General features: G+C 40.9%; 17 protein-coding genes. 8 read left to right on the top strand and 9 right to left on the bottom strand.

The window, feature by feature from the left end; translation table 11 throughout:
* The first annotated feature begins 2 nt into the window (after positions 1 to 2).
* Together EP57_RS09545 and EP57_RS09540 are read left to right on the top strand one after the other, a co-directional pair.
* Entirely contained in the window at positions 3 to 650 is a 648-nt protein-coding gene (locus EP57_RS09545; protein WP_036086110.1) for a GntR family transcriptional regulator, read from the top strand.
* Positions 651 to 666: 16 nt separating this feature from the next.
* Positions 667 to 1,482, top strand: coding sequence for a polysaccharide deacetylase family protein (locus EP57_RS09540; RefSeq protein ID WP_036086108.1), 816 nt, complete (start codon positions 667 to 669; stop codon positions 1,480 to 1,482).
* Positions 1,483 to 1,530: 48 nt separating this feature from the next.
* Here the strand turns inward: EP57_RS09540 and EP57_RS09535 are convergent, their stop codons facing one another.
* Complete coding sequence (locus EP57_RS09535; protein ID WP_036086106.1) at positions 1,531 to 2,292, bottom strand: alpha/beta hydrolase; 762 nt, start codon at positions 2,290 to 2,292, stop codon at positions 1,531 to 1,533.
* Between the two features lie 163 nt (positions 2,293 to 2,455).
* Here EP57_RS09535 and EP57_RS09530 point away from each other — a divergent pair, with 163 nt between their 5' ends.
* Entirely contained in the window at positions 2,456 to 3,343 is an 888-nt protein-coding gene (locus EP57_RS09530; protein WP_036086103.1) for a diacylglycerol/lipid kinase family protein, read from the top strand.
* A 67-nt stretch (positions 3,344 to 3,410) separates the two neighbouring features.
* Here the strand turns inward: EP57_RS09530 and EP57_RS09525 are convergent, their stop codons facing one another.
* Positions 3,411 to 4,139 (bottom strand): sirohydrochlorin chelatase, encoded by a 729-nt coding sequence (locus EP57_RS09525; RefSeq protein ID WP_036086100.1) that lies wholly within the window; start codon positions 4,137 to 4,139, stop codon positions 3,411 to 3,413.
* 208 nt (positions 4,140 to 4,347) lie between these two features.
* On the opposite strand from EP57_RS09525, the gene EP57_RS09520 reads away from it, so the two are divergent.
* The gene (locus EP57_RS09520) at positions 4,348 to 4,686 is read left to right on the top strand and encodes a GRAM domain-containing protein (RefSeq protein ID WP_036086099.1); all 339 of its coding nucleotides are present in this window, start codon (positions 4,348 to 4,350) and stop codon (positions 4,684 to 4,686) included.
* Between the two features lie 50 nt (positions 4,687 to 4,736).
* Here the strand turns inward: EP57_RS09520 and EP57_RS09515 are convergent, their stop codons facing one another.
* Positions 4,737 to 5,609 (bottom strand): ROK family protein, encoded by an 873-nt coding sequence (locus EP57_RS09515; RefSeq protein ID WP_036086096.1) that lies wholly within the window; start codon positions 5,607 to 5,609, stop codon positions 4,737 to 4,739.
* A gap of 152 nt (positions 5,610 to 5,761) precedes the next feature.
* Between EP57_RS09515 and EP57_RS09510 the strand changes: the two genes are divergently transcribed.
* Entirely contained in the window at positions 5,762 to 6,904 is a 1,143-nt protein-coding gene (locus EP57_RS09510) for a serine hydrolase domain-containing protein (protein WP_052167624.1), read from the top strand.
* A 72-nt stretch (positions 6,905 to 6,976) separates the two neighbouring features.
* Positions 6,977 to 7,360, top strand: coding sequence for a hypothetical protein (locus EP57_RS09505; protein WP_036086095.1), 384 nt, complete (start codon positions 6,977 to 6,979; stop codon positions 7,358 to 7,360).
* A gap of 36 nt (positions 7,361 to 7,396) precedes the next feature.
* Here the strand turns inward: EP57_RS09505 and EP57_RS09500 are convergent, their stop codons facing one another.
* Positions 7,397 to 7,864 (bottom strand): DUF986 family protein, encoded by a 468-nt coding sequence (locus EP57_RS09500; protein WP_036086094.1) that lies wholly within the window; start codon positions 7,862 to 7,864, stop codon positions 7,397 to 7,399.
* A gap of 209 nt (positions 7,865 to 8,073) precedes the next feature.
* Here EP57_RS09500 and EP57_RS09495 point away from each other — a divergent pair, with 209 nt between their 5' ends.
* Positions 8,074 to 8,694, top strand: a complete 621-nt coding sequence (locus EP57_RS09495) for a hypothetical protein (RefSeq protein ID WP_036086093.1) — start codon at positions 8,074 to 8,076, stop codon at positions 8,692 to 8,694.
* Between the two features lie 50 nt (positions 8,695 to 8,744).
* Here EP57_RS09495 and EP57_RS09490 read toward each other — a convergent pair whose 3' ends face one another.
* From EP57_RS09490 to EP57_RS09470, 5 genes are all read right to left on the bottom strand, one after another.
* Positions 8,745 to 9,605 carry a PTS mannose transporter subunit IID gene (locus EP57_RS09490; protein WP_036086092.1) on the bottom strand — a complete coding sequence of 287 codons (861 nt, stop codon included), beginning with the start codon at positions 9,603 to 9,605 and terminating at the stop codon, positions 8,745 to 8,747.
* A gap of 20 nt (positions 9,606 to 9,625) precedes the next feature.
* A complete protein-coding gene (locus EP57_RS09485; protein ID WP_036086090.1) occupies positions 9,626 to 10,447 on the bottom strand; it encodes a PTS mannose/fructose/sorbose transporter subunit IIC in 822 nt (273 codons plus the stop codon).
* A gap of 146 nt (positions 10,448 to 10,593) precedes the next feature.
* On the bottom strand, positions 10,594 to 11,082 hold the full coding sequence (locus EP57_RS09480) for a mannose/fructose/sorbose PTS transporter subunit IIB (RefSeq protein WP_036086089.1): 489 nt from the start codon (positions 11,080 to 11,082) through the stop codon (positions 10,594 to 10,596).
* The gene (locus EP57_RS09475; protein ID WP_036086088.1) at positions 11,082 to 11,504 is read right to left on the bottom strand and encodes a mannose/fructose/sorbose PTS transporter subunit IIA; all 423 of its coding nucleotides are present in this window, start codon (positions 11,502 to 11,504) and stop codon (positions 11,082 to 11,084) included. Before EP57_RS09475 ends, EP57_RS09480 begins: the two co-directional genes overlap by 1 nt.
* A 277-nt stretch (positions 11,505 to 11,781) precedes the next feature.
* A complete protein-coding gene (locus EP57_RS09470) occupies positions 11,782 to 14,592 on the bottom strand; it encodes a sigma-54-dependent transcriptional regulator (protein WP_036086086.1) in 2,811 nt (936 codons plus the stop codon).
* A 193-nt stretch (positions 14,593 to 14,785) separates the two neighbouring features.
* Between EP57_RS09470 and EP57_RS09465 the strand changes: the two genes are divergently transcribed.
* Entirely contained in the window at positions 14,786 to 15,424 is a 639-nt protein-coding gene (locus EP57_RS09465) for an FMN-dependent NADH-azoreductase (RefSeq protein WP_036086084.1), read from the top strand.
* Positions 15,425 to 15,610 lie beyond the last annotated feature (186 nt).

The raw sequence follows: 15,610 nt of genomic DNA, 5'->3' as shown, positions 1-15,610 counted from the left end.
CTATGAGCAAAACAGGGCAAGAAACGTTAGAAAGTAAGGCGCATCGCATGATTAAGGAGAAAATCCGTTGTGGCGAGTATCAGGTTGGACAACGACTGATTGAAGCGGATGTTTCGAGGGAATTAGAATTGAGTAGAACACCGGTACGTAAGGCTTTTGCGATGCTGACCGTCGACGGTTATTTAGAATTCGAAGACTACAAAGGCGTTATCGTCAAAAATTGTGCCATCACAAAAGAGCGCTATATCGAAATGCTGGATGTAATGGAGTTATTTATGATTGCGACGATTGACAAAATTGAAGCGAAGTCGTTGAATTTTAGTAATCAGCATTTGTTTGATATGGTTGCGAAGTTTTTAAGTATTGAAAACCCAACAGACCGTGAATGTATGGAGTATCAACGCTGGTTTATCAATGAAATACTCAGTTATGCGAAGAATGAATATTATTTGCAAGTCGTGAATCAATTTTACGATGATTTATTGGAATTTGGGGAACCGGATGTTTTTCAGTCAGCGATGAAGTTATTTGATAAGACATTGGACAATTATATTGCATGTGGCAGATTTATCGAGTTTCATAAGTTTGACGAGGCACGTGCGATTGTGAAGCAAATTATTAATGATCGGATTTTATTTATTTTTAGATGAAAGAAGGAGCAACTAGATGAAACGATTTTTAGGAACCATTGCGGTTGTCGTGGCCTGCCTATTTATTGGTGCGTGTGGTCAAGAACAGCAAGCACAACAAGAACCAGCACCACATAACCAACCGGTGCAAGAACCACAGAAAAAAGAGCCGACAGTTATGCAGACTGGTACAGATGTGAACCCGGAAACTTTGCAAATCCCTGTTTTGATGTATCATTCTATCAATGAGAATGTAAAGAATAACCTCATTACGCCGCCGCAAGAATTCGATGCGCAAATGAAATGGCTCGCGGACAATGGCTATCATCCGCTATTTTTGTCAGAGTTGGATACGTTGCTTCTAACAGGGAAGAACATGCCGGAGAAGCCAATTGTTATCACGTTTGACGACGGATATCAAGACAATTACACGAATGCTTATCCGATTTTGAAGAAATACGGACTAAAAGCGAATATTTTTGTTATTACAGACAAAATCGCGAAAAATAACCATTTTGACGAAGCGGCTTTGAAAGAAATGAGCAATAATGGCATTGAGATGCAGAGTCATACGGTGCATCATCAGGAGTTAAACACATTGACGTACAGTCAGCAACTAGCGGAATTGAAAGATTCTAAAGCTACATTGGAACAATTGACAGGCAAAAAGGTGAACACTATCTGTTATCCTGTTGGTCGTTACAACGAAGACACAAAGCGCGCAGCAGAAGCGGCTGGCTATACGATGGGCTTCACGACACAACCTGGCAAAGCGAATAAGGAAGACGGCATGTACACATTACCTCGCGTGCGGATGGTACCAGGAATGTCGATGCAAGCCGCCTTACAATAGAAAAACAGCTTGAAATCACGGACGCATATCCAGATTTCAAGCTGTTTTTTATTGTAATGCGAATTGTTGATGCAACCAATGGAGTCCTAGTGTTTCGATTTCATCTAGTTGTTCCATAAAGCCATGATCGGCGCCGTCCAGCTCAATCAGTTTCGAACCTTCTGGAAACAAGTTTAGGCCTTGTTTTGTAATCTGGGCAAGTTCTTGTTCGAGTGCACCTTTCGTGCCGTGAATAATTAAAACCGGACAATGAACGCCCGCTAATGTTGCTTGTTGATCCATCGTGTCAAAATCGGTGAGCATTTGTTTGTCTAGCACAATTTCCGAGCGCCAAGGGTCATCGACATAAAAAATCATGCTGCCGTTGCACTCACACTGCGTAATCTGCTCTTGCGAAAAATAATCGACATGCTGATAAAAAATCGCCCCCGTCACAGGTCCCGTCAAAACCATCGTATCAATATCATCCTGATAACAGGCTAGCGATAACCGACCACCGAGGCTATGACCCCAGTAGGCGAACCTCTCCATGCCAAGCGACTGGCTGAACTGTTTTGCGGCTTGTAAATCGGTGACTTGCTTATCGAAATGAATCGCGGTATCGTCACTTTCGCCGTAGCCGCCACAATCATAGGTTAATACATTATAGCCATTTTGTTGCAGTTTTAAGGCAAAACTATCGAAGCGACCGCTGGATGATTTATTAGATAAAAAACCGTGCGTCATAATGACGATGGACTTAGAAGGAGCAGCATAAAAATGACCAACTAATGATAAACCAGCTTCGTTTTTAAAGGTGACGCGTTCCATTTTTTCGTTCCTCCTTGTATATCCTAGTGAAATACTATGCTTTAACTGTAACGCCAAATGTACAATTTTTCAAGTAATAATGATTTGAAAATGTGGTTTTGCTGTTTTTTTATACGGAATACGGGGTATAATGTATTAGAGTAACGTTGGGGAGTGATACATAATGGAAAAAGCAATGTTAATAGTGAATCCTTCTTCTGGTAAGGAAAAAGGAAAAGTTTACGCGGAAAAAGCACGGAAAGCTTTATTTAGGCGTTATCGTGAAGTAGTGGTCAAAGAGACTCAAAAAGGCGGCGACGCAACAGAATTTGCAAGACAAGCGGCACAGGAACGATTTGATGTCGTGGTAGCGATGGGCGGTGACGGGACGCTAAATGAGGTTATTAATGGTTTGGCGGAGCAGGAAAACAGACCGGCGTTTAGCTTTATACCGCTTGGGACGGTGAATGATTTGGCTCGTTCGCTCGGTATTCCTTTGCGGCCAGACAAGGCGATTAAGGCGCTAGAAACAGCGACGAAGCGCACGATGGACATCGGCAAAATTGGTGATACGTACTTCATGAACGTGTTGGCAGCTGGCATGATTGCGGAAGCTGTCGATAAAGTGAGCGTGGAGCAGAAAACACGATTTGGTTCAGTTGCTTATTTTGCGGAAGGTTTGAAGGCATTTTCGCGGCATGAGTTATTGGATTTTGAAATAAAGTATGATGAAGGTGACTGGAAGGGTGAGGCTGCCCTTGTCATTGCGAGTTTGACGAATTCTGTGGGCGGTATGGAGCAATGGGCGCCAGAAGCGGAAGTCGATGACGGATTGATTCACGTCTTCATTATTACGAAATTAGGCATCATTGACGCGGCCAAAATTTTACCACAAATCGCGTTAGGAACTTTGAAAAAAGCGGATGGCGTGATGTACTTCTCGACAACAACGCTTGAGATTGATTGTACGGAGCCTGAAGTGAAGGTGAATGTGGACGGGGACCCTGGTGATACGTTCCCAATCAAGATTGAAGTTTTGAAAGAACATTTGGAAGTACTTGTTCCTAGATAAATAAAAAGCATGAGCTACTGCAATCCTTCTTGTAAGTGGAGGCTTTGCTTGACTCATGCTTTTATACTTATTCGCCTACTAATTCTGCGATTTTGTGCAGGACGGCTTGTTCTAACAACGGGTGATAGTGGAAAGATTCGCAAACCACGATTTCTGCGTCTGGATATTGTTTTTGTAAGCACATCCGCTCTTGGTCGATGGTGACAACGTGGGCACCGGTAAATAGGAAATAAGGGATAATATAGATTTTTGGATAGCTGGAAAGAAGTTGTGCGAGTTGTTTGGAATACGCAGGTTCGCCTTTGATTTCGCTATGGAAAACGGGGAAATGTAGTTGCGATTCGAGGAGTTGTGCGACACTGTAAAGTCGATTAGCAGGTTCCTGATCGTGCGTGCTTCCAAGACCAACTAATAGGACGGCGGCATCTTGATCGATGTTCGTTTGTAAGATATTTTGCTCCGCCAATGTAATTATTTCAGGGTCAAAACCGAATGTTTTTGTCATCTTAATGGTGACTTCTGGGTGTTTTGCTTCTACAGAACGTAAAATTTCAGGGATTTCATGTTTGATATTTGTTGCAGAAAATAGGAATACAGGAACGATAATTAAGTCTGTAGCTCCTGCGATGATTGCTTTCTCACAGGCAATCTCGATGGTAGGATAGCTCATGCTTAGGAAGCCGAGTTCTTGAATTTTTTCAGGTCGTTTCTTTTTCATTTGATTAATAAATTGGTGAAATTCTGCATTACCATCTGCCAGTTGTGTTCCATTGCCGATATAAATAATTGCGCGCAAGTTAATTAGCCCCTCTCAAAAAAGCCAAGCATGTATTACATAGTTTCATTCTAAGCTTCTTAAAGCCTTATGCCAAGCCTTTTTGTAAAAAAACGTGGATAAATGTTAAGGAAATGTGAACAGCATGGAATACGTCGGAAGTTGCTACAAATTTAAGGTTATTTTTGATACAATAGTAATGGGAAAAGAAGGACGAGGGTGATGATGTATGGGAGAAACGGTTGACGTTATCTACAAAGGCTTAGCCAATTTAAAAAATGGTTTCAAGCCAGTACCAGGAAAGCTTTTCATTACAGCAACGTATTTGATTCATAAACCGAATGATTATTTTACAGAAGACTTAACGATTCCCTTTGACGATATTATTCGAATTGAGGGGGCTATGACGAAGGTGTTAGGTCGCGACATGTTGTCGAATTTGCTGAATGTGGAAACAAAAGATGGCAAACAATATCAATTTATCATCAACAAACAAAAGAAATGGCTCGCTGCGCTGGAACAAGTACTTGCTACGCGTGGTGAGACAGAGAAATTAGTTAAAAAATAAAAATAATATCTTAAAACACGTAAATGATGTTTTAAGATATTATTTTTTGTTTATGGATGAACCTGATTGAAGTTCGCTATAGCGCCGATAAGATTAGCGTCGTTACCGAAGGCGCAGGACATGATTTTAGGCGCGATTTTGGCAATGGTAATTTTGGCTAGTAGTTTGTCTAACTCGGCTTGAATCGATGGCAGGAAGTCCTCACGTTCGCTGACGCCGCCACCAATGACAATCATTTCCGGATCATAGACATATTGTAAATTAAAAATTCCTTTTGCGAGATTTTGATACATCGTTTGAATTTCTTCCACAGCGATTGGATCATTGTTTTCTTTTAACTGAAAAGCTTCGAGGCCACTCAATGTTGGGAGGCCTTTTCTTTTGGCAATTCGACTTGCTGCATTAACGGCTGTTCCTGTGTCGCTTAACGTTTCTAGTTTGTCATTCATCAACATATAGCCAAATTCGCCGCCATGAAGATGAGCGCCAGCATGGATTTTGCCGTCTTTAATGACCGCACCACCAATACCAGTGCCAACGATAATAAATAAAATGTCTTGCGCGGATTTAGCAACACCGAGCCATGTTTCGGCTAATGCCGCACAGTTCGCGTCATTTTCTAACGTGACAGGCAGTTCTAATTTTTCCTCCAGCATTGCTTTAATCGGGAAGTGATGAATGTAGGGAATCGCGCTAGCACCGCCAATTACACCGCTTTCATTATCAACGGCTCCAGGACAGCTAAAAGTAGCACCAGTGAACGTGTGATTGGCGTATGTATTTTTGACATTTTGTAATTCTGTGGTAAGCTTTTCTAAAGTATTTGGGGTTTTGAAGTTGCCTTTCTCTAAAACAGTACCGTCTTTTTCCATGAGGGCGTATTTTACGGCAGTTCCACCCATATCGAATGCTAATAAAGTCATTTAACCTAACTCCTTTGCTATGAATTATCTTAAGCATACGTTGCGGTAGAGGAAAAAACAAGTGTTAAAAAACAAATTGTCTAAAAAACATTTTACAATTATATTACGAAGTGTTACAATTATGTCAGACATAAGCGTGAAGGAGGATTAACATGCACATGAGTAGAGCAGAAAAGGCGCGCAAGAAACGTCATAAGCGCCGTCTAGGAACCATTGCAACCGTTATAACGTGCTTGTTAGTTGTGGGAGTGGGAGGCAGTTATGCATTCGTGCAGATGCATCCTAAAGTAACAGCGAACGAGATTACCATGAACGATGAATCAACAACTAGTCGAAAGGCCAATATTGTAGTAGACCCACATGCCTCGACCAAAGCAAAGATCGAAACAACACTAAAAGCGAACCAATTCAACGGTACCGCCTATATTGTAAAAGACAATCAGGTTATCCTAAACCAAGGCTTCGGCATCGCAAACAAAACCATCGGCAAAATGACCGACGACAAGAGCCTATACATCATCGGCTCCATGCAAAAAGCAGTCGTGGCAACAGCAATTATGCAATTACAAGAAAAAGGTCTGCTAAACGTAGAAGACCCAATCAATAAATATTTTCCTGATTTCCCTAACGGCAAGAATATTAAAATAAAGAATTTCCTTGGTCACACGTCAGGCATCAACGGGCGCAAGAAAGGAAATCAACCAATAACATCTGAACAAATTTTACGAGACATTGAAGCAGGCGGAATTTATCGCCAACCAGGCAAATGGGATTATCGCGATGATAATTACGCGGTGATGGGACGTCTAATCGAAGTGCTAACGAACCAAACCCTTACCAATTATCTAAAGCAACACATCTTCACACCCGCTAGAATGACCCAAACAGGCATTGGCGATGGTTTTTTCACGAATCCAAATGAAGCAGTAAGCTATAAATTAAGCAACGGCACGCTTATCAAAAATCCGTATCTTCAAGACAATTCTCAATTATTCGGTGCTGGAAATATGTATATGCCACCAAAAGACATTTATTTGTTCGATAAAGCATTAACAAGCGGCAAACTAATCAATCAAGCAAGTCTTACAAGAATGCTCCAACCTGGCGCTGGATATTATGGTTTTGGCTTTTATGATAAATCTACTTTTTATTTATCACGCGGCGTTATTTACAACTACGAAACAATCAACAGTTTTTCAAGAAATCACAAAGACGCGGTCATTCTATTCTCCAATATACGTTCAGAAAAAGGAAACGTAGCACTAACAAAAGAAATTTATGGACTTTTGCAGTAAAAAATAGGTGCGATTTCTTCATTTCATGCTATAATAAACAATAAAGTGAAAAACTTCAGGAGGAATTTTTTAGTGGAAATTAAGGTTCAGAAAAAGCTTGCTTCTGGGCAAGTTAGATTTGAAAGTGATTTCGGCACGTGTGAAGGAATTTGGAACGATGACGAGCCGGAGTCGAATCGCAAATATACGGTAGAAATTGAAATTCCAGAAGATTTGACGGCGGCAAGGCTTGCTGAGAGCGACGAGAAACATTGTATTTTAGAGACAACCGAAGACGCACTCGTTCACATCGTCGGACAACTAGAGGACTACGAAGAGGACGGTTTTGCGGTACTTCGTTTAGAAGATAGCATCATCTGTTTCAATACGCAATACGACGAACAAATCGAAGCCTTACATGGTAAATTTATCGAGTTTGAAGTAGAACGGATTCATTTAAGTAAAGTCGGCATATAAAAAATCGAGTTTGGGTAGCTCCCAGACTCGATTTTTTTAGCTGCGTTCTGTAAAAATTTGTAACATATCTGCTAAATCTTGTTCATTTCGCGCAAACAATAGCAAGCGCTGACGCCCTGTTTCAATCACCAAGACACCATCTTCCGACAAGTTAATCCGCTCCATTTTCTTATATTCAAAAAAGAGGAGGGCATAAAAGAAACCATGCTCTTTAAAAATAATACGACCTTTGCGGATAAAACAAATGTAGAAAAATAAAACACCAAGAATCGCCAGCAAAACAGAAGTTGAAGTTGGTCCGTGACGTAAAAACGCATTGGAGATAAACAAGAGAGTAATTAACCCAACGAATATGTATCCATCCCATTTTCCGCGCGAGCGAAGCGGAATACTGCGAACCGTTTTCCCTTTCCAGAAATGAAGCACAACGCCATCATAAAAGGAGAACAAGAAGGCTCCAGCAATCATAATCAGCAAGAAAATATTTGTTGCATCAAAGCTCATTAACTACACCTACATTCATTAAATTTCACTTCATTGTACCATTCTATACTAAAAAAAGGAACCGAATCACATCATTCCAAGTCTTATTTCTCAAGAACGAGCGTGCGATATGCAAAAATAACCAAAATATCCTTGTGAAATGGTGAATAGCATATTATAATTAAAATTCAAGTCACTTGAAACAACAAAGAAAAGGGGAGAAACAGAAAATGAAAAAAATAGGACTAATAGTAGTAGGTATCATCGTCATCTTAGGTGGCACGTTACTGTATTTGAATCACATGAACTATTGGCCGTTCCATACCGATAAAGAGAAAGGAATTCCAGACGGCGAAATTAAAAATATGAATCAACTTGATAGAACAGACGAATTATCCTTACTTTTAGCAGCGAGTGGTAAAGTTGGCTATAACGTAAAAGGCAGCAACGTGAGTATTTACTTTGATGTATATAAACGTGACAAACGTGTGCTACATAAGCTAGTTACAGAGTTTGGAAGTGAAAAAGATACACAACTGAGCGGCACTCTTGTTTGGGGAATTCCTGGCTTTGATGTTTTTAAACCAACTGAAATTCGCGCGGCAGTATCAAATGATGGAGCAACTTCCCAAGATTCATTTGCTATTCCAAAAGATATTTTTGGTAAAATAGAGGACGCAGGCGCACAAACACAATCATTTGAAGATGGCAAAATAAAAAAAGGAAAAAAATATATATTGCAAGGATGGATTATGGGGAAAGAAGGTACAGGAATGAACGAAAACACATTCTCTGAAAATGGCTTCAAAAACCAAGAACAAACTGTGATGTTATACGTAGTTTTCAAATAAAAAATAGGGCTTTCCGTCAACAAAAGACGAAAAGCCCTATTTTTATCTAATCACGCACCCGGAACAGAGAAAATACCAAGTACATAGCCAACGATACCAACAACGAATAGCATCAAGATAATCCACAAAGCGTTGATTTTTTTCTTGAGCAGCCACATACAAGCAAATGTTAGACCTAATGCAAGAATACCAGGCATTAAGCTATCCAAAATATCTTGAACAGTGGTCGTTGTTGTTTTACCTTCTTGGTTGGTTGTTTTTGATACGACAATCGGGATGTTGATTGTTGTCCATTTGTTAACCAGTCCACCCATAACGAACAGACCGAGAATGGACGCGCCTTCTGTTAGTTTTTGAAGCACGCCACCGGACATGTCAGATACAACGTCTGTACCTTTACCATAACCGTAGAACACGCCCCAATAACGGAAGCCTAAACGAATCCCATTGAAAAGTACGAAGAATAGCAGTGGGCCAAAGATATTACCAGTTGATGCGAAAGATGCACCTAACGCGGCTAATACTGGACGAATAGTTCCCCAGAAAATTGGATCCCCAACACCAGCAAGTGGTCCCATCAAACCAACTTTAATACCATTGATAGCGGCATTATCGATTGGTGCGCCATTTGCTCTTTGTTCTTCCATCGCAGCGGTTACCCCTAAAATCGGAGCTCCCATATATGGATGTGTATTGAAAAACTCCAAATGACGTTTAATTGCTTCTTTACGTTCGTCGCCTTCATACAAGCGATTAATGATTGGAATAACGCTAAAACAAAATCCCAACGCTTGCATACGCTCAAAGTTCCATGAACCTTGGAACAGGTTAGAACGAATAAATACGCTCATTAAGTCACCTTTTGTTAGCTTCTTCTCGCCAACGGTTACTTTTGCAGTTTCATTACTCATAATTTGGTTACCTCCCTTTTTTAGTCGTCTAGGTCGTCATCCAGATCGTTCTCTGGTTTCGACCCACCGCCGCCACCTGCCGCTCCGTATTGGGCAAGTGCTTCTTTTAGATAATATTTAGGGCTTAATTGGATGTAAATAATAGCTGCTACAAGTCCTAGGACACCTAGTGCTACTAAGTTGAACGTTGTGAAGGCTGCGACTACAAATCCCAAGAAGAAGAATGGCATTAAATATTTCGCTTCCATCATGTTAATAACCATCGCATAACCGACAACAACGATGAATCCGCCGGCAACGTTTAGTCCGTTAACCAACCAATCCGGGATGGCGTTCAACATATTGGTAACGGCGTCTGTACCAACAGATAGCGCTACGATTAGAACTGGAATCGCAATACGCATCGCCTGGAGGAGCAGTGCCGTGACATGCAGGAGATCGAGTCCCCTCAGATTCCCTGATTCCGCCATTTTATCGGCTGAATGTTGGAAACCTACAGTAATCGTACGAACGAGAATTGTTAAAACTTGACCAGCAGCAGCAAGTGGAATCGCAAGTGAGATACCAACGCTGATGTCTTGTCCCCCTGTAATAACCAAAATTGTTGAAATTAGTGATGCCAAGGCAGTATCAGGTGCAACAGCGGCCCCGATATTCATCCAACCTAATGCGATCATTTCAAGTGAACCACCGATAATAATACCAGTTGTCATGTCGCCAAGTACAAGACCTGTTAACGTACACGCGATCAACGGACGGTGAGATTGCCACTCATCCAAGATACTACCCATACCACAGATACAAGCTACGAGGAAGACAAGGATTAATTGAATTGCATCCATATAAAATTCCCTCCCAATTTTTCTTTACGAAACAAATGAATAATGGCTGAAAAGAAATGATGTAATTATTTTTAATGGAAAACCATCCCCAAAAAGTAGGGACGTTCAAGATGCAAGTTGTATACACCTACATCTTATCCCAAAAATTACATGTTTTCTTTGTCTAGTAATGGAATCATCATAACTTTACTGTCCGCAGCAACTTTGCGGATTTCAAGTTCGATTCCTTTGTCGTTTAGTGCACGGAATGCTGTGACATCTTCTGGTCCTACAGAGACGGCATTTGTGATTTGTGTGCGACCTTCACGATAGGCCATACCGCCAATGTTAACGGTTTTAATTGGAACACCAGCTTCAACCATGCGAAGTACATCTGTTGGGTTTGTGAAAAGAAGCATTGCCGGTGTTGTTTCATATTTCGGGTTGTTGTATACGCGGATTGCTTTTTCTACATCAACGACGCTTGATTTAACGCCTGGTGGGGCAACTTGTTTTAATAGGGTACTACGAATTTCATCTTTGGCAACGTCATCATTACATACAATGATACGTTCCACCTTTGTTTCTTTTGTCCAAACTGTTGCTACTTGACCGTGAATTAGGCGGTCATCGATTCTTGCTAAACGAATATCCATTATAAATCATCCTCCTCGACATCTTTTAGTGATTGTTTTAGTGATTTTACTCCGGTACTTCCAGCGGTAAGAGCTGTGTTAAGTAAGTCGTCGAAACCACTGACGGCACGCATGGATAACGTTTCCAGTAACATTGGAATGTTAACTCCTGTGATGACATCCATTTTTTCTTGTGGTAGTGCGATCTGACTAGCTGCATTGTACGGGCTACCGCCAAATAAGTCAACCATAAAAAGAACTCCATCAGAAGCATCAATGGCGTTTAATTTCTCGGTGAATTTCTGAATTAATGTATCTGTGTTCTCTCCTGGAACAAACGTAATGAATTCCACATTGTCTTGCTTACCGATAATCATTTCTGTCGATTTAAGCAATTCACGCGCTGATTCGCCGTGCGTTCCAATAATGATACCTACTGGCATATTAATTCCTCCTTTTTCTCTTTATTAGGATACACTTACCAGGTCTGTTACTCCAAATTTGTAAGGGCTTATGTAAAGGTATGGTATCCTGAAAAAAATATGCGCGAATGAACATGATACAGTTAAATTTATATCTAATACGCTAGCTAGGCCATTAGAATATCAACTTTCGTACATACAATGTTCATTACCCTAATCTGAAAGCTTAAAAACAAAAAACGTAAAAAAAACTGCGCGGCATCCTAATAAGTAGCAATGCCGCGCAATAATTTCTAAATTATGTTGTTAACTGGTGTGTCTTCGTTAAAATATCGTATATATAGAGCTGTTCATCAAGTGTTAGCGAAAGTTTCATCGGGCTTAAACATTCCCGATTTGTTTGCTCAATAGCTTTAAAAATAGGTGTCTGAACGATTGCCTCTGACGGGTCATGATAAGCTAAACCGTCTTTGACAACCATGCGTTCGATGGCACAACCGATGTGGATTAATAGGTTGATTTTTTGTGTATTTTCCATCGTCATATTTAATTCTTTTTCCAGGGAAGCGGCGAATTTTAATAAGACTGGAATGATTTTTTTCGGGTTGAGATATGTGAGAAATTCGCTGAGACTGTCTTCGATGACTTCGCGGGCGATCCAATTGGTTTCGCTTTTTTTGATGAAAATGTCGCGTTGTCTGACGAGCTGGATGATTTGTTCTTCACCGTCTTGGGCAAATAGGCGCTCGATTGGAATGAACGGGATTTGCACTTTTGGATCGTGGATGCCGACAATCATGAGAATATCGTATTCTTCTTGAAGTTGCTCGATTTTTCCGGCTGCCTCGTGAACGCCAAGAGGGATGACTTTGATGTTATCGGTTGTAATCGTGTCTAGGATACGCTGAATGAAGGCTTGTAATTTCTCAGCGGTACCTTCACCGGTCGCACAAATGGTGACGATGGCATGCGCTTTATCACCTGTAAGTGTGCTTGATTCAGAATCGTAACCACCATACCCGCGAAAATCTTTTAGCGAATCGTAAATGCTATCTAGATCCATGTCTAAAATATTTGATTTGCGGACGGCTTCGATTACGGTAGCGGTGGAAACCATGTCAAGCGTGCGGACCGGGATGCCAGTTCGTTCCGTAATTACCGAGCCAAAACTTGTGAGTGAACCCATATCAACAAGTAACAGGACACCACGCCCCATGTCGAGTTCGCGTGCGCGCTGTGTAATTTTGTCTAGAACGACTTTCGGACTGAGGTCAAGCGGCATGTCGATGCTATCCACCAGGCCTTCGCCGAGGAGTTTTTTAGCGACATTGACGATGCTTGAAGCGGTACTATTTCCGTGTGTTGCAACAAGAATGGCCACACGATTTTCTTCTTGGTCTTTGAGTAGCGAGCTGATGAGCAGTGTTAAATACAGCACTTCCATATTAGGTACGCGAATGTGAAACTCGGATTCGATTTCTTTCTTCATTTCTAACGCAATCGCATAACTTTCCGGCTTATCGTTGACGACATTTTCAATATTGGTGTATTTTAGCGGTTTGTTGCTGCGCGCGCGTTTTAAAAAGGATGTCAGATGGAGGCTAAAAGCAAGTAGGAAACGTTCGTTTAACTTCTTCCCAAGCTGGCGCTCAATTTTGACTTGAATGTCTTCTGTGAAATTCAAAATATCTTCATTGACGATTTTCAAAATATTTTCGCGGTCATGAATCGTGTTTTTGAATTTGGCATAGAAGCTGTTGAGGTGGACATCGATATCCATTGTGATGAACTTCTTAATATCTTCGTTTTCCACGCCTTGATCCATCAAAATAGAAGCTTTGTCTTCCATGATTTTGTAGAGGTTGAAATCGGGCTCATATTCATCGGAATTGATGAGCTGTTTGCCGCGTTCTGGCATAATTACTGTGTAGGGATCGAGATATTTAGAAATTTCTTGTAGTTCTTTACGCCGACCACTAAAATGGAAATACCCATCCTTAATATTCATCGGCAGTTTCTTAAACTCAATCAGAATTTCTTCATTTGTATCAAAACTATTGAGAAAACCTTGCGCACAAACAAGTTGGATATTTGATTTTAGCTGACCGATATTACCAAACGTAGTGTTGCCAATCAAGGCTTTAGCAGCTTCATCTTCAATGCGAAGTGGCTTACTAATCCGGTGAGCTTCATTAGAAAGCAGGTTTTTCAATAAGTCTACGCGTTCTTTCGGTGTTCGTTCTTCGAGACTTGGTAGGGAGATAACGATTGGAATCCGCCGGACAAAGGTGCGTAATAAAGAGGATTCGGGATCTTCGGTCGTAGCGCCAATAATTAAGACATTGGATTTGCGACGTCGATCTGTTTCGCCAAGTTTGTTAAACGTTCCCGTATCCATCAAGTAGAAAATCATTTCTTGACCTTCTGGCGGGAGACGATGAATTTCATCTAAGAATAAAATGCCGCCATTTGCTTTTTCGACGAGGCCTTCTTTTTCGTTCTCAGCACCCGTAAAAGCACCTTTCATATGTCCAAAAATGTGTGACATCAAAAGCTGCGGGTTATTATAGTAATCGGCACAGTTAAAAATAATGAATGGGGATTCAGCGCCCAAACGCTCGGCGTGTTGTGAATAACGATACATCAAATTTGCAAAAAGTGTTTTTCCGACACCAGTTTGTCCAACAATGAGTGTATGCAATCCATTTGGAGGGTAAAGGACGGCGGCTTTGGCTTGCTCGACTTGTGTTCTAAGACTAGCATCAGAGCCAATTAAATCATCGAATGGGCTTCTTGCGACGGTGTTTTCTGAGAATTTTTCAAGTAAGGCTTGGCAATTATCGTATTCCAGTTCGTCATCTGCAAGGAGGTTTTCGATTTTTGCTTCTATAGAATGGCGGTCAAAATAACGCACGGGTCGACCGGTGATCTTAATAATTTTCCCTTGGCGATGCAGTTCATTTAGTTCCATACTGACATTATTTCGTAAAATAGACAGCGCTTCAGAGATTTCCGTGGCTGTGATACCTTGGTTTTGTTCGAGTTGTTGCTTTAAGTTATCGTGGTTTTGCTGCTGGACATAGTGATAAATACGCTCAATCCGCTTCATGACATTGCCTCCGATTTTATTTTGTAGAAAAAATAGTGTATTAATACACTAGCGATGTTCTGTATCCATTTTAGCACGCGAATTTTATTTGTCAATTGCCTTACTTTTTGTCGCTTTGTACATTGACGAGCATAGTCGAACTGGGATAAAATAAGGAGGAACATATTTAAAGTAGAAATTGGAGTTGAATCTAGTGGCAAAATTACTATTTATTAAAGCGTCACCACTTCCTGATGATGTATCGCGAAGCATGGTTGTGGCAACTGCCTTTTTAGAGAAATATCAAGAAGAAAATCCAAATGATGTTGTGGAGCGCATCGACGTATATACGCACGACATTCCGATGATTGACGGTGCGTTTATGGCGGCTGGAAATGCACTGCGTGAAGGAAAAGCATTCACCGATTTAGACCCTGAAATGCAGCAGAAATTGACGCAATTCGACGCGTTGACACAGCAATTTATCGACGCGGACAAGTATGTTATCGTGTCACCGCTTTGGAATTTAGGTATTCCACCGATGTTAAAAGCATATTTTGATACAGTAGTTGTTGCAGGTAAGACGTTCCGCTATACAGAAACAGGTCCAGAAGGCTTATTAAAAGGTAAGAAAGCCTTGCAAATTCACGGAAGTGGTGGGGTTTATTCCACTGGTGAATCAGATTTGGAAACGCACGGCGAGCCTTATATCAATACGATTTTGAATTTTATTGGTATCGAAACATTGCCGAGTGTTTTTGTAGAAGGTGTGGATTATGATCCAACGCGCAAAGATGAGATTTTAAATGCTGCGACAGAAGAGAGTATTCGCCGCATTAGTTTGTTGAAATAAGCACGATAGAAACTAGGTGTTTGCCGGTGCGCAGATGCCTAGTTTTTACTTTACTTTTTAAATGGAAGTGTGTAGAATGAGCTGTATATAGATACCTTTTTATATTTTTAAAGTGAGTAATCACTCATTTTTTGCGCTAATCATTGTGATTTTATGAGCATTTATACTAGAAAAGGGGATGACAGA

Source organism: Listeria booriae (assembly GCF_000766865.1).
GTDB classification, from domain to species: domain Bacteria; phylum Bacillota; class Bacilli; order Lactobacillales; family Listeriaceae; genus Listeria_A; species Listeria_A booriae.
The sequence above is the reverse complement of the archived record's forward strand: the minus strand, read 5'-3'. Positions and strand labels throughout refer to the sequence as shown.